Raw genomic sequence first — 20,057 nt, forward strand, 5'->3', positions numbered from 1 at the left:
CCTATCCTCCCGATGTGTATTATACAGACAATACACATCGGGAGGAACGGGTGATGCGCAACGGAGCGATCGTGATGCTGGCGGCGGTTTCGCTGGCCGGATGTTCCATCGGTAACGACGACGGCCCGGGCATCGCGCCGACCGGCGGCGGCACGACCCGCGCCTACGCCGCCGAAGCGTTCGACACGATCGCCCTGAACGGCAGCGACGATGTCGACGTCCGGGCTGGCCCCGCCTTCTCCGTCCGCGCCGAAGGTCCGTCCGACGAGCTCGACACGTTGCGGATCGCCCGGGACGGCAGCACGCTATCGATCGGACGCCATAACCGCCTGTTCGGCTGGGGCAGCAGGGACAAGGTCAAGGTCTACGTCACCCTGCCCCGTCTGGGCGAGGCGAACATCGCGGGATCGGGCACGATGGCAGTCGATCGGATCGAGGGCGACCGGTTCGCGGCGAACGTTGCCGGATCGGGCGACCTCAACGTCGCGGCGCTGCGCGTCGACCGGGCGGAGGTCTCGATCGCGGGATCGGGCAACGTCCGCGCCGGCGGCACGATCCGGCGGCTGGAAGCGAATATCGCCGGATCGGGAAGCCTCGACGCCGCCGGTCTGCGCGCCGGAGAGGCGGAGGTGTCGATCGCCGGATCGGGCGACGTTCGCGCGGCGGTGAATGGCCCTGCACAGATCAGCATGCTGGGATCCGGCGACGTGGACCTTGGCCCGCAGGCGATCTGCAAGGTGTCCAAGATGGGATCCGGCTCGGTTCGCTGCGCACGATAGGGGCTGCGCGGGACTTGCCCCGGCCGCGCGGCAATGCGACGTTCGGGCCCATGTTCCGCATCCTCATCGCGCTCCCGCTGCTGGTCCCCGCCGTCGCCTCGGCCGACGAGCGCCGCATCGATCTCGGCAGCTTCGAAAAAATGCGGGTCAACGGCGCGTTCGATGTCACCGTCACCACCGGCGGTGCACCGGGTGCGACGGTGATCGCCGATCGCGGCGTGATCGGCGACATCGACCTCCATGCCGAAGGAACGACGTTGACCATCCGCCGCAGCACGATGGGGCGCTGGAGCGAACAGACGCAGGCGACGGCAACCGCGCCGGTCAGGATCATGGTGACCACGCCGAGATTGATCGGCCTCACGGTGGTCGGCGGTAGCCGGGTGACGGTATCGAAGCTGAAGGGCACGCGCATCGATCTGGCGGCGACGGGCAACGGTGCCATCGCCGCCGGTTCGGTCGAGGGAGACCAGCTCAACGTCCAGCTGATCGGCGAGGGCAAGGTCAGCGTCGCCGGACGCGTCGCCAATGCGCGGCTGCTCGCCAACGGGTCGGGCACGATCGATGCAGCCGGACTGGATGCCGGCGATCTCGGCGTGCACCTGGACGGGCTCGGCACGATCAGCGCCCGTGCGCGCTATACCGCGCAGGTGTCGAGCACCGGACTGGGGACGATTACCGTCGCCGGCCGTCCGAAATGCCGCGTCACCGCCAGTGCCGGCGCGCCGGTGACGTGCGGCACTGCGAACTGAGCGCGGATCGCAGCAAGGATCAGATCAGGGCCAGTTCCGCAAGCTTTCCGACCAGCGCGGGCGGCATCGCGGCAAGGCCATCCGCCTCGCCGCCGAGATCGACGGGGGCATCCGCCGCCTCCAGATAGCGCCAGCCCTGATGCGCGCGCTTGGGACGGGCCTGCACCAGCACCAGGACCGGATCGATATGGATCGCGACGCGCCCACCCTCCGCCTCGCCGAAGCCGAGGATCGGCGAGCGCGCCACCAGCTGATGCTTGAGGATCCAGAACAGCGATCCCTGTCCCGCCACCTCCTCATGCCGCTTGGGCAGATAGCGCGTGGTCAGGAACACCGGGCCATCGGCGGCGCGTAGCGTCAGCCGCTCGGCAAGATGATCGACGCTCGCCGCGCCGAAGGCCACTTTCGTCAGGTGCAACATGAACTTGCGATGTGGGTTAGCAGCGCATCACCCGCAAGACGCGCCGTGACCGACGCTAGCCGCCCAGCCCTGCGAGGGTCGCAAGGCCGAGGAACGAGAAGAAGCCCATTACGTCGGTCATCGTCGTCACGAACACCGCGGAGGACACGGCAGGATCGATGTTGAACCGGTCGAGCGTCACCGGCACCAGCACGCCCGCCAGCCCTGCGACGAGATTGTTGGTCACCATCGCCATCGCGATGACCAGCGACAGTTCGGCATTGTGATAGAACAGATAGGTGCCGAGCCCGATCAGCACCGCGAGGCTGAGGCCGTTGGCGGTCGCGATGCGGAATTCGCGCAGGATCATCCGCGCCGTGTTCGAACTGGTCAGCTGGTTGGTAGCGAGTGCGCGCACGACGACGGCGAGCGTCTGCGTGCCGGCATTGCCGCCCATCCCCGACACGATCGGCATCAGCACGGCAAGCAGCGCGAAGCGCGCGATCGTCCCCTCGAACGCGCCCACCACCGACGCGGCGAGCATGGCGGTGCCGAGATTCACCACCAGCCACGACAGGCGCGTGCGCACCGTCAGCCGGATCGGTTCGTTGATGTCGCCCTCGCCCGCGCCGGACAGGCGCAGCACGTCCTCGCCCGCCTCCTGCTGGATGATGTGGACGATGTCGTCGACGGTGATCATGCCGACCAGCCGATTGGCCGAATCCACGACCGCGGCACTGATCAGCGCGTATTTCTGGAAGCGGAGCGCAACCTCCTCCTGGTCCATGTCGACCGGGATCAGAGTCTGTTCGCGCTTCATCACATCGCCGATCGCGATGCCGCGCGGGGTGCGGAGAATCCAGGACAGCTGGCACGTGCCGACCGGATGGTGGCCGGCATCGACCACGAAGATTTCCCAGAAATCGGTCGTCAGTTCCTCGTGGTGCCGCAGGAAGTCGATCGCATCGCCGACGGTCCAGTGATCCGGCACCGCGATCAGCTCACGCTGCATCAGGCGGCCGGCGGATTCCTCGGGGTAGGACAGCGCCTCCTCGATCGCGGCACGATCGTCGGGATCGAGCGCGCGCAGCACCGCGCGCTGATCCGCTTCTTCCATGTCCTCGATGATCGCGACGGCGTCGTCGGTATCGAGTTCACTGGCGAGGTCGGCGACCTGCGTCGGGGTCAGCGCATCGATCAGGTCTTCACGAACGTAATCGTTCATCTCGGCGAACACGTCGCCGTCGAGCAGGTCCTTCAGCGCCTTCGCCAGCGGCCCGCGGTCCTCGTGCGGGGTCAGCTCGAACAGATCGGCGATGTCTGCCGGGTGCAGGGGTTCGACGAGCGCGCGCGCCGCCTCGTCGTCGCCGTCCTCGACCGCGTCGAGCACCGCACGGACGAATTCCGGCCGGAGGCGGTCGTCTTCGTCCAGCTCGTCCTGCTCGTTGGTAGGGGCGTCGGGAAGTTCGGTCTCGCTCATCGCTGCTCCTTCCCGGTGGGGCGTGCCCCGATCTGGCCTGCTTCGGGCGCGTCTACCGCGCTGCGGCACGAATGGCCACCCTCGCGCATTTGCCCTCCGGCACTTGCGACACTACCTGCCCGTCAACCACAAGAGGATAGAATATGGCCGATACCTTCGAAACCCTGACCCTGACGCTCGATGACGGCGATGTCGTCATCAAGTTCCGCTCCGACCTCGCGCCGAACCATGTCGCGCGCATTGCCGAGCTGGCCAACGAGGGCTTCTACGACGGCGTCCCCTTCCACCGCGTGATCCCCGGCTTCATGGCGCAGGGCGGCGACGGCGGCCGCGGCGACGGCACCGGCGGATCGAGCAAGGCGAACCTGAAGCAGGAATTCTCGAAGGAGCCGCACGTCCGCGGTATCTGTTCGATGGCGCGGACCAGCGATCCGAACTCGGCGAACAGCCAGTTCTTCATCGTCTTCGACGACGCGCGCTTCCTCGACAACCAGTACACCGTGTGGGGCGAAGTGACGTCCGGCATGGAACTGATCGACGCGCTGCCAAAGGGCGAGCCGCCGCGTGCGCCGGGCAAGATCGTCAAGGCTCGCGCTGAGTGATGTGACCGGGGGGGGGGGCGTTCACTGCCCCCCTCATCCACCGCCAAATCCGTCATCCCCGCGAACGCCGGGACCCATGGTAGCAAGCGGCTGATGGCATGTTCCACCGCTGATCGAGCGTATCCATGGGTCCCGGCGTTCGCCGGGATGACGGAACGTTTGGGCGGGGCAATTGAAGCAGGTGGACCGGATCGTCAGACCTCGCCCAGGGTCCGGATCAGCCAATCGTGGAACATCCGCACCGGCCGCTGTTGCAACGCGCGGGGGCGGCACACGAACCAGTAGCTGTACGGGCTCTCCACCACGATATCGAACAGCCGCACCAGCCGCGGGTCGCGCGCGTCCTGAAAATGGCTCTCGTGCATAAACGCGACGCCCAGCCCCTGCGCCGCCGCCTCCAGCATCAGCGCGCCCGAATCGAAATAGTCGATCGCGAGCGGCTCGATATCGTCGACCCCCGCCGATTCGCGCCAGGCAGAAAACGTCTCGGGCATCTCGCGATGGATCAGTGCGGTCAGACCGGCGAGCTGTTCCGGCCGCGTCACCGGGTCCGGTCCCTCCAGCAGGGTCTTCGCACCGATGACGTACACCTGATTGCGGTCGAGCCGCTTGGCGTAGAGCGTCGGTTCGATCTCGCGCGACAAGGCGATCACCGCGTCCAGCCCTTCGCCCAGCCGCGCGACGCCATGCCCGGCGGTATCAATGTCGAGGTGCAGTTCGGGATGCGCGCTGCGCAACTCGCCCAGCCGCGGGAACAGCCGCTGCGAGGCGAACAGCGGCAGGATGCCGAGCCGCAGGCGCAGCACGTCGATCGTCCCGGTCATCGCCTCGACCGCGTCGGACAGGCTGTCGAGCACCGGTGCGATCTGCGCGAGCAGCCGCTCGCCGTCGCTGTTGAGCACCATCGCCTGATGCCGGCGTTCGAACAACGGCCGGTCGATGAAGCGTTCCAGCGACTGGACACGGCGGCTGAGCGCGGGTGCGGACAGCGCGAGTTCGGTCGCGGCGGCCTTGACCGACCCCAGTCTTGCGACCTGTACGAAGGCTTCGATCGCGCCCAACGGCGGCAGCCTGCGCATCGCTTGTCCTCCTGCCCTTCATCTGGTTTAACGAATGCAACTTGTGCAATCGTATCGCATCTTTTCGCACTTGCAACATAAAGCTGCCGGCGACAAAAAGGACGTGCCTTTCAGGCATCCTCTCCTAAAACTTTCACGGGCTGGCGCTTCATGCGCCGGCCCTTTTTTTGTCCTCTCCCGTTCGGGGGATACCCTCGCACAGGCGGAACCGCCTTCCTATCTTGCGCGCTTCGAAGGACCTTCGAGGAACGAGTTTGATGGCCGACACCGATACCCCCACCCGCAAGATCCAGGTGGCGAACAGCCGTCCGGAGGATTCCGGGCGCGGCCTCGCGCACCTGCCGCGCAGCCTGATGGCCGCGCTGGGCGTGGGCGAAGGTGACGTGATCGAGATCGTCGGCAAGCAATCCACCCCCGCGCGCGCGGTCGGCCCCTATCCCGAGGACGAGGGGATCGAGGTGCTGCGCATCGACGGCCTGCAACGCGCCAATGCCGGCGTCGGCGCGGGTGACTTCGTCGAAGTGCGTGCGGTGGAGTCGAAGCCCGCGACGCGTGTGGTCTTCGCGCCGGCGCAGGCGAATTTGCGCTTGCAGGGCCAGCCGCAGGCGTTGAAGCGCACCTTCTTCGGGCGGCCCTTGTGTCAGGGCGACGTGGTTGCGACCGCGGGGCACCAGCGCGTCGGCAACATGCCGCCGGGCATCCAGCAGTTCATGAACGCGCCGGCCTACGCCTTGCAGGAGATCCGGCTGGCGGTGGTGTCGGCGAGCCCCAAGGGTGTCGTCCATATCGACGAGAATACCGAGATCGAGCTGCGCCCCGAATATGAGGAACCGACGCAGCGCCGTGCCGACGTCACCTATGACGACATCGGCGGCATGGCGCAGACGATCGACCAGTTGCGCGAGATGGTCGAGTTGCCGCTGCGCTATCCCGAGCTGTTCCAGCGCCTCGGCGTCGATCCGCCCAAGGGGTTGCTGCTCTATGGCCCTCCCGGCACCGGCAAGACGCGCCTTGCCCGCGCCGTCGCGAACGAATCGGACGCGAGCTTCTTCCTGATCAACGGCCCCGAGATCATGGGGTCGGCTTATGGCGAATCGGAAGGCCGCCTGCGCGAGATATTCGAGGAAGCGGCCAAGTCCGCGCCGTCGATCGTCTTCATCGACGAGATCGATTCGATCGCCCCCAAGCGCGGCAACGTGCAGGGCGAGGCGGAGAAGCGCGTCGTCGCACAGTTGCTAACGCTGATGGACGGCCTTGAATCGCGGGCCAACCTCGTGGTGATCGCGGCGACCAACCGGCCCGAGGCGATCGACGAGGCGCTGCGCCGGCCCGGCCGCTTCGATCGCGAGATCGTCGTCGGCGTACCGGACGAGCGTGGCCGGCGCGAGATTCTAGGCATCCACACCCGCGGCATGCCGCTGGGCGACAAGGTCGACCTCGCCGAACTGGCGCGCACCACCTATGGCTTCGTCGGCGCAGACCTCGCCGCGCTGACCCGCGAGGCGGCGATCGAGGCGGTGCGGCGGATCATGCCGCGCCTAAACCTCGAGGAACGCACCGTGCCGCCCGAGGTGCTCGACGACCTCTCGGTGACGCGCGAGGATTTCCTCGAGGCGCTGAAGCGCGTTCAGCCGAGCGCGATGCGCGAAGTGATGGTCGAGGCCCCGCGTGTGCGCTGGGAGGATGTCGGCGGGCTCGACGCGGCGCAGAACCGGCTGAAGGAAGGCGTCGAACTGCCGCTGAAGGACCCTGATGCCTTCCGCCGGCTCGGCATCCGGCCAGCCAAGGGCTTCCTGCTGTACGGCCCGCCCGGCACCGGCAAGACGCTGCTGGCCAAGGCGGTGGCGCGCGAGGCGGAGGCGAATTTCATCGCCACCAAATCGTCCGACCTGCTGAGCAAATGGTATGGCGAGAGCGAACAGCAGATCACGCGCCTGTTCCAGCGCGCGCGTCAGGTCGCGCCGTGCGTGATCTTCATCGACGAACTCGATTCGCTGGTGCCGGCGCGTGGCTCCGGTGCAGGCGAGCCGCAGGTGACGGAGCGGGTGGTCAACACCATCCTCGCCGAGATGGACGGGCTGGAGGAATTGCAGTCGGTCGTCGTGATCGGTGCGACCAACCGGCCCAATCTGATCGACCCGGCGCTGCTCCGGCCGGGGCGGTTCGACGAACTGGTCTATGTCGGCGTGCCGAATGCCGAGGGGCGGCGGCGCATCCTCGCGATCCAGACGCAGAAGATGCCGCTGGCGAGCGATGTCGATCTTGACGAGGTCGCAAGGCAAACGGACCGCTTCACCGGTGCCGATCTTGAGGACGTCGTCCGCCGTGCCGGTCTGACCGCGCTCCGCCGGTCGCTCCAGTCGGCAGAGGTGACGATGGCCGATTTCGAGGAGGCGCTCACCCAATCGCGGGCGAGCGTGACGCCGGAGATGGAGAAGGATTACGAACAGATCGCCGCGCGATTGAAGCAGGACGCCGCCGCGATCCAGCCGCTGGGTTTCATCTCACCCGGACAATTGCGAAGCCGGGGTAGCAAGGCGGACGTCTAGGGACGATCGGTATTTCGGCATCGATGGCCCGGATGGGTCATCACAACGCATGGTCGTCACTCCCGCGCAGGCGGGAGTCCATACAGGCTGACGCTGCGAGCAGAGCCGAAACGGCAGGGCTTATGGATTCCCGCCTGCGCGGGAATGACAACCATGCATCAGCGTCCCTGAATGTCGCCTCGCCCTGTCCCATCCTCCAACGCCCGCTCACCCGGCTATCGCGTGCTCGTCATCCCCGTATTCGGAGAGTCACAATCTTCCACCTGATCTTCAGCTTGCCGGCCTTGCTCGTCCTCGCGCGCTTCGTCTGGCCCCTCACGCTGCCGCTGGGGATCAAGGCGATCATCGCAGTGCTGCTGATCGCGGCCTCGCAATATCACCTCTGGAACCGCCTATCGTCGGGATCGGTGTTCTCGCCCGAATTTCCCCGGCCGTTCGTCATCGCGTTCAACTGGGCGTTCGGTGCGATCCTGTTGCTCGCGATGCTCGTGCTGGTCACCGACGCGATCCTGCTGCTCGGCAGACCCGTGCTGGGCCACTGGCCGGTCGTGCCGGACGAGGTGCGCTATGCGACGGCGGGGGTCGCGGCCTTGCTCGCCGCGATCGGTGTCGCCAATGCGATCCGGGTGCCGCCGGTGAAGGACATCACGGTCGCCATTGCCGGGTTGCCACGGCGGTTCGACGGCTATCGCCTGGTCCAGTTGACCGACATGCACATCAGCCGGCTGTTCCCGGCGCGCTGGACGCGGGCGATGGTGGATCGCACCAACGGCCTCGATGCCGACCTGATCGTCATCACCGGTGATTTCATCGATGGCACGCTCGATGCCCGCCGCGTCGATGTCGAACCGCTCCGCGATCTGCGTGCCCGCGACGGTGTCTGGGCGATTCCGGGCAATCACGAATATTTCTTCGGTTACGAAGACTATATGCGCCACTTCGCCGGCATGGGGATGACGATCCTCGCCAATCGACATGGCGTCCTGACCCGCGACGGCGCGGCTCTGGTGCTGGCCGGCGTCACCGATGCATCCGCGCCGGCGACCGGAAGGCCCGGGCCCGACCTGGCCGCCGCGCTGGCGGGAGCGCCGGCGGACGTGCCGGTCGTGCTGCTCGATCACCAGCCGAAGAACGCCCGCAACGCCGCTGCACGCGGCGTCGCGCTGCAACTGTCGGGGCATACGCATGGTGGGATGATCGCCGGCCTCGATCGGCTGGTCGCCGGGCCGAACGCAGGCTTCGTGTCGGGCCGCTATCGCATCGATGGCATGACGCTGTACGTCAACAACGGCACCGCGCTGTGGCCCGGCTTCGCCCTGCGGCTGGGGCGGCCGTCCGAACTCACCCGCATCACACTGCGGCGGGCGGATTAGCGGTCGCGCAATGTGGCCCATGCGTAGACGAACAGCAGCACCAGTCCGGCCGCCGCTGCCAGATACGGCAGCGGTCGCGCAATCTCGTACAGCCCTACGCCGATCGACGGGCCCAGTACGAAGCTGGCGCCGTTGACGCTGGTCACCTTGCCCGCGACCGAGCCTTGCGCCGCCGGCCCCACCGCCAGGCTCGCCCCCGCGGTGAAGCCCGGCCGGGTGAAGCCGAATCCCAGGTTCGCCAGCGCATAGGCGGTCGCGATTCCATACAGCGAGGTCGCCACCCCGGTCAGCGCCACGCCCGCTGCCGCGAGCACCAGCCCGACCAGCACCAGCCGCCGCGGGCTGAGGCCGAGCAGCGGGATCACGCCCCATTGCACCAGCAGCGCCGCGCCCGCTCCCATCATCAGCACGATGCCGGTCGGTTCCAGTGCCAGCGCCGGCGCGATTGCCAGCCGGTCGATCACCAGAAAACCGATCGCCTGGCTGGTCATGGCCTGCGCGTGACCCATCACCAGTCCGGCGATCATCCAGCCGCGCACCCGGATGTCGAGATAGCCGACATGCTCGACATGCGGCTGCGTCGCCGCGGTCACGCTGGCGCCGGTGGGAGCGCCGCCGATCGAGGGATAGGCCGATGATGCACCATGTTCCGCATGTGGCTGCGCGCGATCGTCGGACAGCATCACCCGCACCGTGATCCACACGCCGACGCCGAAGACGGCGAACACGAACGCCGGCCCCGCCAGCCCGATTTCAACGCCGCCGACGCTGCCCAGCAACAGGTAGGGCGCCACCGCCGGCCCCAATATGGTGCCGAGGCCGAACGCGCTCGCCAGCAGGGTCAGCGCCTTGGTCCGCTCCTCGCGACTGGTCTCGCCGGCAACCAGCGCCTGCACCGCCGGCGGCGCGGCCGAGCCGAAGGTGCCGTAGATCAGCCGCCCGGCGATGAAGAGCCCGAACGCCGCGGTACCGCCGATCCAGCCGTTGATCCCCGCCGCCAGAAACACGCCGCACAGGCTGAGCGACACCGAAAAGCCACCTACCCCGAGCAGGATCATCGCCCGCCGCCCCTGCCGGTCGGACCGGTTCGCCCAGAACGGTGCGGCCAGCACCCACAACAATGCCGATAGTGAAAATGCCGCCGCCACCGCGCGATCGGCGACGCCCAGCGATCGGCCCAGCGCCGGCAGGATCGATTGCAATGCGGTATTGCCCGCCGCGATCGTCAGCATCACGAGGAACATCAGCGCGAACCGTCGGTCCATCGTCCTGTCCCGCGTCATGAACGCACCCAGTCATAGCTGCGGGTGACCGCGCAGACGGTGACGCGATAGGAATCGTACCAGCGAGCCCGCCCGATATTGCGAATCGCGGCGTGATCGGGATGGTCGCGCCACGCGATCGCCGCCGCCTCGTCCGCCCAATAGCTGATCGTCAGACCGACGCCGTCCGGTCCCCGCGCACTCTCCACTCCGCGATACCCCGGCTGCTGCGCGGCGAGCGCATCCATCGCGATAGCGGCGACGTCATAGCTCGCGTGATCCACGTCGTTGCGCGTCGAGGTGAAGATCACCGCCACTTCGCCGACCCGCCGCTGCTCCACATCCATCCCCCGTTGTCCGCCCCTCCTACGCCGTACCGGCGACAGGGCAAGCATCGCGATCCTGCGGCAAACCGCATCGCTTTACGCAACCCCCAGTCTTGAAACGCGTTCGGGAAACGTGGCACGGGGTGTCATCCGCGTGTTCGCGCGGGACGATCACGCGAGAACGACAGGATTCCGATGCCCAGTCCGACCACCGCCGCCCGGCGCAATACCCGTACCGCCGGCGTGCCGAGTCCGGTCGCGATGTTCTTCCAGGGTTTTCTGAAACACCCCGTGATGGTCGGTTCGATCATCCCCTCTTCGGACAAGCTGATCCGCAAGATGCTGGGTCCGGTCGACTGGGGCGCGTGCAAGCTGTTCGTCGAATATGGGCCCGGCGTCGGCACCTTCTGCCGCCCGATCCTGGAACGGATGGCGCCGGACGCCATGCTGATCGCGATCGACACCAATGCCGATTTCATCCGCTATCTCGACCACACCATCACCGATTCGCGCTTCGTCGCGGTCGAGGGGTCGGCGGCGGACGTCGAGCGCATCGTGCGCGAACACGGGCACGATCATGCGGACTACGTCCTGTCCGGCCTTCCCTTCTCGACGTTGCCGGACGGCGTGGGTCCGGCCATCGCGTCGGCAACGCACCGGGTCATCCGCACAGGCGGTGCCTTTCTGGTCTATCAATTCTCGCCCAAGGTGAAGCACTTCCTCACCCCCCATTTCGACACGATCGATCACGATATGGAATGGTGGAACGTTCCACCTGCGCAGCTGTACTGGGCGTGGAAGGATTGATCGAAACTGCACCGATCTGCGACACTATCGATCACAGAACTACTGGGTCGCGGCTTTCCTTTTATCCTATGTTAGGCTAGCTGGTCCGTTATGGACGGACCGAAGCTTTCCCCCGCGCTGTTTCTGCACGATGCAGCGATTCGCCGTGGCATGGAATTGATGCTGTTCGCCCAATCGCGTTTCGTGCGGAGCGCCGACGAAAAGCTGGCGGAAATGGGTCTCGGCCGTGCCCACCACCGGGCCATGTATTTCATCGGTCGAAAGCCCGACGTGACGGTGGGCGACCTGCTGGCGCTGCTCGGCGTCACCAAACAGTCGCTCGGCCGGGTGATGAAGGATCTCGTCGACCGCGACCTGGTGCAGATGCGGCACGGCGATCACGATCGCCGCCATCGCCTGCTCCGCCTCACCACCACCGGAGCCGCGCTGGAAGCCGCCTTGTACGAAGAACAGCGCGACAAGATGGCCAAGGCCTATTCCTATGCCGGTCAGGATGCCGTCGCCGGTTACTGGACGGTACTGGAGGCACTGATCCCGGAGGCGGCGCGCGTCCACGTCGACGCGCTCAGCCGCTGACGTTCAGCGCGACAATTCGCGCCAGCCGATATCGCGCCGGCAGAAGCCGTCGGCAAAATCGATGGCGTCCACGCCCCGATAGGCGGCATCGCGCGCGCTCACCAGATCGCTTCCCAAACCGGTAACCGCTAACACGCGCCCGCCCGCTGCGACCAGATCATCGCCGTCCTGCCGCGTTCCGGCCTGAAACACGATTCCTCCCGTCGCCTCGGCCTCCGCGACCCCTCGGATCGCGCCCCCCGTCGTGGGCACGCCGGGATAACCCGCGGCGGCAAGCACCACGGTCATCGCCGTGGCATCGGTAAAGGCCGGCGCCCCGATCTCGGCCAGCCGCCCCTTGGCCACCGCCAGCATCAACGTGATCAGATCGCCCTCGAAACGCGGCATCAGCACCTGACATTCGGGGTCGCCGAACCGAGCGTTATATTCGATCAGCTTCGGTCCCGCCGATGTCAGCATCAACCCGGCGTACAGCACGCCGCTGAATGGCGTGCCCTCGTCAGCCATCGCCTTGACGGTGGGTGCGACGATGCGTTCGATCGCCTGCCGCTCCAGTTCGGCGGTCAGCACCGGCGCCGGGCTGTACGCCCCCATTCCGCCGGTGTTCGGCCCGGTGTCGCCCTCACCGACCCGCTTGTGATCCTGCGCGCTGCCGAACGGCATCAGCGTCACGCCGTCGGTCAGCACGAACAGGCTCGCCTCTTCGCCGTCGAGGAATTCCTCCAGCACCACAGGCGCATCGCCGGAATTGAACATCGCATCGAACGCAGCCGCCGCTTCGGCCTCGCTGGTGGCGATCACCACGCCCTTGCCGGCCGCCAGTCCATCCGCCTTGATGACCAGCGGATAGCTGAACGTAGTCGCCAGCGCCGCTTCCGCCTCGGTACGGCTGTTGACGCGGACATAGCCCGCGGTGGGAATGTCGGCGCGACGGCACAGATCCTTGGTGAAGCCTTTGGACCCTTCCAGCTGCGCCGCCGCCTTGTTCGGCCCGAACACCGGTACGCCCGCGGCGCGCAGGGCATCGCCCAGCCCGTCCACCAACGGCGCTTCCGGTCCGATCACGACCAGCCCGACGTCATGCCCCGCCACGAAATCCAGCACTGCGGCATGATCCGTCGCATCCAGCCCGACGAGCGTCGCATGCGCGGCGATGCCGGGGTTGCCAGGCGCGGCGTAGAGCGTATCCAGGAGGGCCGATTGCGCCAGTTTCCAGCCGAGTGCGTGCTCGCGGCCGCCTGAGCCCAACAGCAGGACGTTCATGCCCGAATTCCGATCCGATACCGATGACGCGCCGCTGCTAGCCGAGCAGCGCCCCGGCGACAACGCACTCGCGATGTCGGTCGGCGAACTGAGCTTCAAGCTGAAGCGGATGGTCGAGGGCGAATTCGGCCACGTCCGCATCCGCGGCGAGATTTCGGGCTACAAGCGCGCGACCTCCGGCCACGTCTATCTTGCGTTGAAGGACGACAGCGCGGTGATCGACGGCGTGATGTGGAAGGGCGCGGCGAACGGCCTCGCCTTCGCCGCGCAGGACGGGATCGAGGTCATCGCGACCGGCAAGCTGACCACCTATCCCGGCCGTTCCAAATACCAGATCGTCATCGACCGGATGGAGCTGGCCGGTGCCGGCGCACTGATGGCGCTGTTCGAAAAGCTGAAGGCGAAGCTGGCGGGCGAAGGGCTGTTCGATGCCGCGCGCAAGCAGCGCCTGCCCTATCTGCCGAAGACGATCGGCGTCGTCACCTCCCCCACGGGCGCGGTGATCCGCGATATCCTCCATCGGCTGGAGGATCGCTGTCCCACCCACGTCCTCGTCTGGCCCGTGAAGGTGCAGGGGCACGGCGCCGCCGAGGAGGTCGCAGCCGCGATCCGTGGATTCGACGCGATGCCCGCCGATGGCCCCACCCCGCGCCCCGATCTCGTCATCGTCGCGCGCGGCGGCGGCTCGATCGAGGATCTGTGGGCGTTCAACGAGGAGGCCGTGGTCCGTGCCGTTGCCGGATGTTCGATCCCGATCATCTCCGCGGTCGGCCACGAGACCGACACCACGCTCTGCGACTTCACCGCCGACCTGCGCGCACCGACCCCGACCGCGGCGGCGGAACTGGCGGTGCCGGTGCTCGCCGACCTGCGCCACACCATCCAGAGCCACGGCCTGCGGACGCAGCGCTGCGCCAACCGCTATCTGGAGCGTGGTCGCGAACAGCTGACCGCGCTCGCCCGCCTGCTGCCCAAACGCGACGCCCTGTTGGGGCCGCAGCGGCAGCGTGCCGACGATGCCGGTCAGCGGCTGGATCGTGGACTGGAACGCCGCATCACGCTGGCACGCGGCCAGCTGGACCGGTCGAGTGGTGCGCTGCGACCGGCAGTGTTGCAGCAACAGGTGACGCGCAACCGCGACCGGCTGGCGGCGACATGGCGGCTGGTGCAGTCGCTCAACCCCGATGCCGTGCTCGACCGGGGCTATGCACGGGTGACGGCGCGGGGCGGGGCGACCCTGTCCTCCGCCACCGCCGCCCGCGAGGCGGGCGCGCTGACGCTGCGCTTCCGCGACGGCAGCGTCGATGCGATCGTCGACGACGGCACCACGTCGCCCTCTCCGCCCCCGGCACCGAAGGTTGAGCGCAAGCCGCCGCGCGCCTATGCCGCGCCCAAGCCCGACCAGCCGACCCTGCTCTGATACGGACCCGCCCGATGCTCGTTTCCAATTCCGACCGTCCCGCACGGCTGCACTACATGGCCAATGGTTTCCGCGTGCTCAGCCCGGGCGATCATGTCGTCTGCGGCATCAGCGGCGCGCGCATCCCGCTCGAGCTGCTGCGCTACTGGAGCGTCGCGCGACAGGAAGCTTTCGCCAGCGCGCACCTCGCCAGCGAAGCGCTGGCGCCGCGATGAAGGGATCCGCCGGCCTGCTGCTGACCGCCTGTATCGCGGTCGCCGCACCGGCGCAGGTTTCGAACCCGGCCTTCCGTTGGACCGGTACGCCGATGCAGGGCGGGCTGATCGCCGGCACCGCCCCCACCGGCAGCGTCGCCGTGACGCTCGACGGCCATCGGCTGGACATGGAGCAAGGCCGCTTCATCGCCGGATTCGATCGTGACGCAGGTCCGCAGGCACTGCTCGCCGCAACGCTTGCCGATGGCCGCAGCATCACGCAGCCGCTTGCCATCGCGCCGCGCGCATGGCGGATCGAGCGGCTGAACACCCTGCCCCGCTTCCCCGCGCCCGATCCGGTGATGGCCCGGATCCGCCCCGGCGAACTCGCACAGATCGCCACCGCCCGTGCGATGGTCACCGATGCTGGTGGCTGGCGTCAGTCGTTCCGCTGGCCCGCGACCGGTCGCATCTCCGGCCTGTTCGGCGCGCAACGCATCTATCGCGGCGAGCCGGGCTCGTACCATTCCGGTACCGACATCGCCCGGCCCACCGGAACGCCCGTGATCGCTCCCGCCGACGGCGTCGTCATCCTGGCCGCCGATCGGCCCTTCACGCTGGAAGGGCACCTGCTGATGCTCGACCACGGTCACAGCCTCAACAGCGCGTTCCTCCACCTCTCGCGCATCGACGTGAAGGTCGGCGACCATGTGCGTCAGGGCGAGCCGATCGGCGCCATCGGTGCCAGCGGACGCGCCACCGGCCCGCACCTCCACTGGAGCCTGCGCTGGCACGACGCCCGCCTCGATCCGATACTCGTCGCCGGGCCGATGCCGCCGGGATAATCCCTGCGAGCGGCACCTGCGCGGCGCCTTACGTGTCGACTGCACCGACCGCCGCACCGGCAAAACGGCTCGTCGCGTGACCGATCGACCGTGCCCGCGGTTAATTTGACTTTCAACATTTGCGCCCACACCCCCTGATCCCAGCGCCGGGGGGAATTCGGCGATCGATGATGAGGCGCCGTCCGCGTGTTCCTGCGCAACGATCAGGGTTTCGAACTGGCAGGTGGCACGACCGCGCGCGGGCTTGCGCGCCCGTTCGGCCGCGCCGCCGCGGTCGCACGGCCACTCGGCACCATCGCCCGCCTGCGCGACGATGCCGTCCGGGTCGACTGGGCGCCCGATCTCGGCGCGCAGATCGGCAGCCGCGACTGGTGGCGCGGCCTCGCCACCTTCACTGCCTTGTGTGGCGCAACCTGGATGCTCGCGCCGGGATTCGAACCGCTCGCCGGAGTCGCCCCTGCGCCGCTCGCCGGGCCGGTATGGGAGAATGCCCGCGCACAGGCGATCGCACCGCTCGCCTGGGGTGCGGACACGGGCCATCGTATGGCCGCGAACGATCTCGTCGCACCGCTTGCCGAGGCCCCCGAACGCCCGACCGTCGACCTCAGTGCGACACTGGGCGAAGGCGACGACTTCCTTCGCGTGCTGACTCGCGCCGGCGTCGGCCGCAGCGATGCCGCCGCGGCCGCACGACTGGTGGCGCAGGCGGCGACGCTGGGCGACATCCGGCCCGGTACGCGGATCGCGCTGACGCTCGGCCGGCGTCCGGCCCGGACGATGGCGCGCCCGCTCGACAAGCTGGCTCTGCGCGCGCGCTTCGACCTTGCGGTCAGCCTCGACCGGGTCGGCAACGGGCTGGTCATGACGCGACAGCCGATCGCCATCGACACGACGCCGCTGCGCATTCAGGGCCTTGTCGGATCGAGCCTCTACCGCTCGGCCCGCGCCGCCGGGGCACCCGCCCGCGTCGTCGAACATTATATCAAGGCGCTCGCCACCCGCCTGTCGATCGGCCGCGACATCACCGCCGCGGACAGCTTCGACCTGATCGTCGAACAGGAACGCGCCGCGACCGGCGAAGTACGGCTCGGCGACCTGCTGTTCGCCGGGATCGATCAGGGCCGGCGCAAGGTGCAGCTGGTTCGCTGGAACGATGGTGACAAACCGGGGTGGTTCGACGCCAAAGGGCAGAGCGAACGTCGCGGCTTCATGGGTATGCCGGTGGCCGGGCGCATCACATCGTCCTTCGGCTATCGCATGCATCCACTGCTCGGCTACCTCAAGATGCACAAAGGCCTCGACATCGGCGCGCCCTATGGCTCGCCGATCTATGCCGCGCTCGATGGCGTCGTGCAGGGCGCAGGGCGCTCGGGCGGCTACGGCAATTTCGTCAAGCTCGTCCACGGCGGCGGCCTCGCCAGCGGCTACGGCCATATGAGCCGGATCGCGGTATCGCGCGGGCAGCACGTCCGGCAGGGCGAGGTGATCGGTTATGTCGGCTCGACCGGCATGTCGACCGGACCGCATCTGCACTGGGAGGTGTGGCGCAACGGCCAGACGATCAATCCGAGTTCGATCAGCTTTGCCAGCATTGCGGCGTTGTCGGGCGAGAATCTGCGCCGCTTCAAGGCGCAGGTCGCGGGATTGCTGGCGGTCAAGGTGGGGACGGGAAGCTAGCCCTCCGCAATTTCTCCCCCGCGAGAAGGAGGTGGCGCACCTTAGCTGCGACGGAGGGGAAAGTAAGCGACGCCCTCCACAACAGCATTCATCGCTCACCTAACTCCATCATTCGGCCGACGCCGAACGGTTTCCCTCCCCCCTGCGGGAAAGGAATAGACAAGAGGTCACCGTCCCTGCGCGCGCCAGCGCATGATCGTCCGCTGGATGATGCCGTCTTCGCCGCCGGCGTCGCGCCACAATTCCGAGAATAATGGATCGCCCGACGCAGGCCGTCTCGCCTCGTCCAGCCCGTCGAAGCTGACGCGGATCGGCACTGCGACGCCCTCGCCGCAGATGATGCATTCGCGATTGCGCAGGGCCGGGATCGAATCGAGGAAACCGCGTGCCCCTTCCGGCATCGCCGCACGAACGAAGGCCTGATCGCGTTCGTTGTTGAGGCGCATGGCGATGATCGTACCGCATTGCGACAGCACGCCTTCCTCGAGGTCGGACGGACGCTGCGTGATAAGGCCCAGGCTGACCCCGTATTTTCGCCCTTCCTTGGCGATGCGCCCGAGGATGCGCCCGACCGAGGCACTGCGCCCTTCCGACTTGGCGCTGCTCGGGATGTACCGGTGCGCCTCTTCGCAGACGAGCAGGATCGGGCGCTGCGGCTCGTTGCGCGACCAGATCGCGAAGTCGAACGTCATCCGGCTGAGCACTGCGACGACGACCGACGTGATGTCCGACGGTACGCCGGACACGTCGACGATCGAGATCGGCCGCCCGTCGCCCGGCATGCGGAATATACGGGCAAGGAAATCCGCCATCGTGTCGGCGACCAGCATGCCCGAAAACATGAAGCCGTAGCGCGGGTCGGCCTTGATCTCGTCGATCTTGGTCTTCAGCCGCAGATAGGGCGCGGTATCCCCCGCCCGGTCCATCTTGCCCATTTCCAGGTTGATGAGATTGGTCAGGTCGCTCAGCAGATACGGGATCGGCGCATCGACCGTCAGTTTGGCGATCTCCTGCCCCAGCCGATTCTTGGCGCGTGCCATCAGCAGGCATTTGGCCAGAATGTCCGCATCGATCTGGCGATCGGATCCACTGCTGGTGACGAACACCTCGCAATGTTCCTCGAAGTTCATCAGCCAATACGGCATCTGCAGATTGTTGACGTCATAGATCGCGCCGTTGCCGCGGAAGGCGGCGGCATATTCGCCGTGCGGATCGATCATCACGACATGCCCCTGCGGCGCCAGTTCGCAGATACGGTGCAGGATCAGCGCGGCGCTGGTCGACTTGCCGGTGCCGGTCGACCCGACCAGCGCGAAATGCTTGCCGAGCATCGCATCGACGTACAGCGACGCCCGGACGTCGCGTGTCGGATAGACGGTGCCGATCTGGATGTGCGGCTGGTCCGCCGCGGAATAGATCTGGCGCAGGTCCAGCGTCGATACCGGAAACACCTCGCACCCGGGGATCGGGTAACGGGTGACGCCGCGGCGGAAGCGATAGAGCTTGCCGGTCAGCCGCTCCTCGTCGCCCTCGCCCAGAAAATCGATCTCGGCGGCGACCCAGTCGTTGCCGATCTCCTCGAGCGCGAGGCTACGGACGTTGGCGACCAGCCACGATCCGCCGACCCGCATCTTGATCTGGCCGCCGACCTGACCCGCGGCCGCCACCACCGGATCGGTATCCTGCGCGATCAGGTCCAGCGACGCGCGATCGAACAGGACACGGCTGCTGCTGCCGGCGATCGCCTGAACGCAGCCGATCGGCAACAGCCCGGCGGTCATCCCGCCCAGCGGCATCGCGTTCATTGGCACCGCACCGGCAAAGGCGCCTGGTCCCGGCATCTCGGTCATCACGCTGCATCCCCGTCCATATCGGACGCACCATGGAGCGTAGCGGTTAAGATACCGTGATGATGGCGTTAAACACGTCTCGCCAGCCACCCCGCGGCCCATCCCAGCGCCACCGAAAGCGCAACGGCGACCAATCCGTACAACACCGAATCACGATCCGCGGCTCTCGCCACGAATCGCTCGAAGCCGGATTTACGGATATCGATGTCGCGCACCGCGGCGGCCAGAACACGTCCATCGCGAATCAGGAACGTCTCCGCGGTGAAGCGGCCGACGGGTACGCGTGCCGGGATGGTCAGTCGCGCCCGGTACAGCACGCCGTCGGTGATCTCGACCGCGCGGGGCGCCTCGACATACAAACCGGCACGCCGCTTCAGGTCGACCAGACCGCGCTGGAACCGCTGCTCCACCGTGCTCACCGCATTCGATCCCGGCGACAATTGCAGGCTGCCGAGACCCAGCTCATAGATCGCGCGGGTGCGTTCGTCGACGATCCGGTCGATCGGCCGCGATGCCGCCAGCGCATAGAAACTGGGCACCGAACTGTAGCGCTGGTGCTCGGCGTTGATCCAGATTCCGGCGACCTTCTGCTTCTCGCGCACCAGCACCGGCTGGGTCGGCCCCTTCACGACGACGACGATGTCGGTCGGCGCCTCGCCGCGGGGCAGCCGCCCGCCGGGGTACAGGATCGCGCCGAACAGCAGCAGTTCGGCACCGGTGAAGCTGTACGCGATCTCGATGTTCCGCTGCGATACGTCGGGCACCAGCACGGGCTTGCCCGTGTTTGTTCCCGCGGGGGGCGACGCCTGCCCCATCAACGGCA

General features: G+C 67.5%; 19 protein-coding genes. 11 read left to right on the forward strand and 8 right to left on the reverse strand.

All coding sequences use genetic code 11. The features are described from left to right. The first annotated feature begins 14 nt into the window (after positions 1–14). Complete coding sequence (locus LRA87_RS12675; protein WP_230631825.1) at positions 15–779, forward strand: head GIN domain-containing protein; 765 nt, start codon at positions 15–17, stop codon at positions 777–779. A 50-nt stretch (positions 780–829) separates the two neighbouring features. Continuing rightward, positions 830–1,531, forward strand: coding sequence for a GIN domain-containing protein (locus LRA87_RS12680; RefSeq protein WP_230631827.1), 702 nt, complete (start codon positions 830–832; stop codon positions 1,529–1,531). 19 nt (positions 1,532–1,550) lie between these two features. Here LRA87_RS12680 and LRA87_RS12685 read toward each other — a convergent pair whose 3' ends face one another. Both LRA87_RS12685 and mgtE read right to left on the reverse strand, forming a co-directional pair. Next, positions 1,551–1,952, reverse strand: coding sequence for a DUF1489 family protein (locus LRA87_RS12685; protein ID WP_230631829.1), 402 nt, complete (start codon positions 1,950–1,952; stop codon positions 1,551–1,553). A gap of 55 nt (positions 1,953–2,007) precedes the next feature. Next, positions 2,008–3,411: a magnesium transporter gene (gene mgtE / locus LRA87_RS12690; protein WP_230631831.1), complete on the reverse strand. Its 1,404-nt coding sequence runs from the start codon at positions 3,409–3,411 to the stop codon at positions 2,008–2,010. Positions 3,412–3,554: 143 nt separating this feature from the next. Here mgtE and LRA87_RS12695 point away from each other — a divergent pair, with 143 nt between their 5' ends. Then, positions 3,555–4,013, forward strand: coding sequence for a peptidylprolyl isomerase (locus LRA87_RS12695; protein ID WP_230631833.1), 459 nt, complete (start codon positions 3,555–3,557; stop codon positions 4,011–4,013). A gap of 194 nt (positions 4,014–4,207) precedes the next feature. Here the strand turns inward: LRA87_RS12695 and LRA87_RS12700 are convergent, their stop codons facing one another. Next, complete coding sequence (locus LRA87_RS12700; RefSeq protein WP_230631835.1) at positions 4,208–5,092, reverse strand: LysR substrate-binding domain-containing protein; 885 nt, start codon at positions 5,090–5,092, stop codon at positions 4,208–4,210. 257 nt (positions 5,093–5,349) lie between these two features. Between LRA87_RS12700 and LRA87_RS12705 the strand changes: the two genes are divergently transcribed. Both LRA87_RS12705 and LRA87_RS12710 read left to right on the forward strand, forming a co-directional pair. Continuing rightward, entirely contained in the window at positions 5,350–7,641 is a 2,292-nt protein-coding gene (locus tag LRA87_RS12705) for a CDC48 family AAA ATPase (protein WP_230631836.1), read from the forward strand. Between the two features lie 275 nt (positions 7,642–7,916). Further along, on the forward strand, positions 7,917–9,014 hold the full coding sequence (locus tag LRA87_RS12710) for a metallophosphoesterase (protein ID WP_230631838.1): 1,098 nt from the start codon (positions 7,917–7,919) through the stop codon (positions 9,012–9,014). Here the strand turns inward: LRA87_RS12710 and LRA87_RS12715 are convergent. After that, entirely contained in the window at positions 9,011–10,279 is a 1,269-nt protein-coding gene (locus tag LRA87_RS12715) for an MFS transporter (protein ID WP_230631840.1), read from the reverse strand. The two genes, LRA87_RS12710 and LRA87_RS12715, sit on opposite strands and share 4 nt — an antisense overlap. 14 nt (positions 10,280–10,293) lie before the next feature. Beyond that, positions 10,294–10,623, reverse strand: coding sequence for an antibiotic biosynthesis monooxygenase family protein (locus LRA87_RS12720; RefSeq protein ID WP_230631842.1), 330 nt, complete (start codon positions 10,621–10,623; stop codon positions 10,294–10,296). A gap of 174 nt (positions 10,624–10,797) precedes the next feature. Here LRA87_RS12720 and LRA87_RS12725 point away from each other — a divergent pair, with 174 nt between their 5' ends. Further along, the gene (locus LRA87_RS12725) at positions 10,798–11,409 is read left to right on the forward strand and encodes a class I SAM-dependent methyltransferase (protein WP_230631844.1); all 612 of its coding nucleotides are present in this window, start codon (positions 10,798–10,800) and stop codon (positions 11,407–11,409) included. A gap of 90 nt (positions 11,410–11,499) precedes the next feature. After that, a complete protein-coding gene (locus tag LRA87_RS12730; protein ID WP_230631846.1) occupies positions 11,500–11,985 on the forward strand; it encodes a MarR family winged helix-turn-helix transcriptional regulator in 486 nt (161 codons plus the stop codon). 3 nt (positions 11,986–11,988) lie between these two features. On the opposite strand, the gene purD is transcribed toward LRA87_RS12730, so the two are convergent. Beyond that, entirely contained in the window at positions 11,989–13,248 is a 1,260-nt protein-coding gene (purD, locus tag LRA87_RS12735; RefSeq protein ID WP_230631848.1) for a phosphoribosylamine--glycine ligase, read from the reverse strand. Between purD and xseA the strand changes: the two genes are divergently transcribed. From xseA to LRA87_RS12755, 4 genes are all read left to right on the forward strand, one after another. Next, on the forward strand, positions 13,247–14,668 hold the full coding sequence (gene xseA, locus LRA87_RS12740) for an exodeoxyribonuclease VII large subunit (RefSeq protein ID WP_230631850.1): 1,422 nt from the start codon (positions 13,247–13,249) through the stop codon (positions 14,666–14,668). The two genes, purD and xseA, sit on opposite strands and share 2 nt — an antisense overlap. A 14-nt stretch (positions 14,669–14,682) precedes the next feature. Continuing rightward, positions 14,683–14,883 carry a DUF2093 domain-containing protein gene (locus LRA87_RS12745; protein WP_230631852.1) on the forward strand — a complete coding sequence of 67 codons (201 nt, stop codon included), beginning with the start codon at positions 14,683–14,685 and terminating at the stop codon, positions 14,881–14,883. Next, positions 14,880–15,707: a M23 family metallopeptidase gene (locus LRA87_RS12750; protein ID WP_230631854.1), complete on the forward strand. Its 828-nt coding sequence runs from the start codon at positions 14,880–14,882 to the stop codon at positions 15,705–15,707. Before LRA87_RS12745 ends, LRA87_RS12750 begins: the two co-directional genes overlap by 4 nt. Positions 15,708–15,893: 186 nt before the next feature. After that, a complete protein-coding gene (locus tag LRA87_RS12755; protein WP_230631856.1) occupies positions 15,894–17,384 on the forward strand; it encodes a M23 family metallopeptidase in 1,491 nt (496 codons plus the stop codon). Positions 17,385–17,551: 167 nt separating this feature from the next. On the opposite strand, the gene LRA87_RS12760 is transcribed toward LRA87_RS12755, so the two are convergent. Together LRA87_RS12760 and LRA87_RS12765 are read right to left on the reverse strand one after the other, a co-directional pair. After that, complete coding sequence (locus LRA87_RS12760) at positions 17,552–19,234, reverse strand: ATP-binding protein (protein WP_230631859.1); 1,683 nt, start codon at positions 19,232–19,234, stop codon at positions 17,552–17,554. 68 nt (positions 19,235–19,302) lie between these two features. After that, positions 19,303–20,049: a TIGR02186 family protein gene (locus tag LRA87_RS12765; RefSeq protein ID WP_230632286.1), complete on the reverse strand. Its 747-nt coding sequence runs from the start codon at positions 20,047–20,049 to the stop codon at positions 19,303–19,305. Positions 20,050–20,057: the final 8 nt, after the last annotated feature.

The organism is Sphingomonas sp. Leaf37 (assembly GCF_920939475.1).
Lineage (GTDB): Bacteria > Pseudomonadota > Alphaproteobacteria > Sphingomonadales > Sphingomonadaceae > Sphingomonas.

Coding starts and splice junctions, on each gene's coding strand:
- LRA87_RS12750 (WP_230631854.1), top strand. CDS start 14,880: ATGAAGGGATCCGCCGGCCTGCTGCTGACCGCCTGTATCGCGGTCGCC.
- xseA (WP_230631850.1), top strand. CDS start 13,247: ATGCCCGAATTCCGATCCGATACCGATGACGCGCCGCTGCTAGCCGAG.
- LRA87_RS12765 (WP_230632286.1), bottom strand. CDS start 20,049: ATGGGGCAGGCGTCGCCCCCCGCGGGAACAAACACGGGCAAGCCCGTG.
- LRA87_RS12715 (WP_230631840.1), bottom strand. CDS start 10,279: ATGGACCGACGGTTCGCGCTGATGTTCCTCGTGATGCTGACGATCGCG.
- LRA87_RS12680 (WP_230631827.1), top strand. CDS start 830: ATGTTCCGCATCCTCATCGCGCTCCCGCTGCTGGTCCCCGCCGTCGCC.
- LRA87_RS12705 (WP_230631836.1), top strand. CDS start 5,350: ATGGCCGACACCGATACCCCCACCCGCAAGATCCAGGTGGCGAACAGC.
- LRA87_RS12725 (WP_230631844.1), top strand. CDS start 10,798: ATGCCCAGTCCGACCACCGCCGCCCGGCGCAATACCCGTACCGCCGGC.
- LRA87_RS12730 (WP_230631846.1), top strand. CDS start 11,500: ATGGACGGACCGAAGCTTTCCCCCGCGCTGTTTCTGCACGATGCAGCG.
- LRA87_RS12700 (WP_230631835.1), bottom strand. CDS start 5,092: ATGCGCAGGCTGCCGCCGTTGGGCGCGATCGAAGCCTTCGTACAGGTC.
- LRA87_RS12695 (WP_230631833.1), top strand. CDS start 3,555: ATGGCCGATACCTTCGAAACCCTGACCCTGACGCTCGATGACGGCGAT.
- LRA87_RS12685 (WP_230631829.1), bottom strand. CDS start 1,952: ATGTTGCACCTGACGAAAGTGGCCTTCGGCGCGGCGAGCGTCGATCAT.
- mgtE (WP_230631831.1), bottom strand. CDS start 3,411: ATGAGCGAGACCGAACTTCCCGACGCCCCTACCAACGAGCAGGACGAG.
- purD (WP_230631848.1), bottom strand. CDS start 13,248: ATGAACGTCCTGCTGTTGGGCTCAGGCGGCCGCGAGCACGCACTCGGC.
- LRA87_RS12760 (WP_230631859.1), bottom strand. CDS start 19,234: ATGACCGAGATGCCGGGACCAGGCGCCTTTGCCGGTGCGGTGCCAATG.
- LRA87_RS12745 (WP_230631852.1), top strand. CDS start 14,683: ATGCTCGTTTCCAATTCCGACCGTCCCGCACGGCTGCACTACATGGCC.
- LRA87_RS12720 (WP_230631842.1), bottom strand. CDS start 10,623: ATGGATGTGGAGCAGCGGCGGGTCGGCGAAGTGGCGGTGATCTTCACC.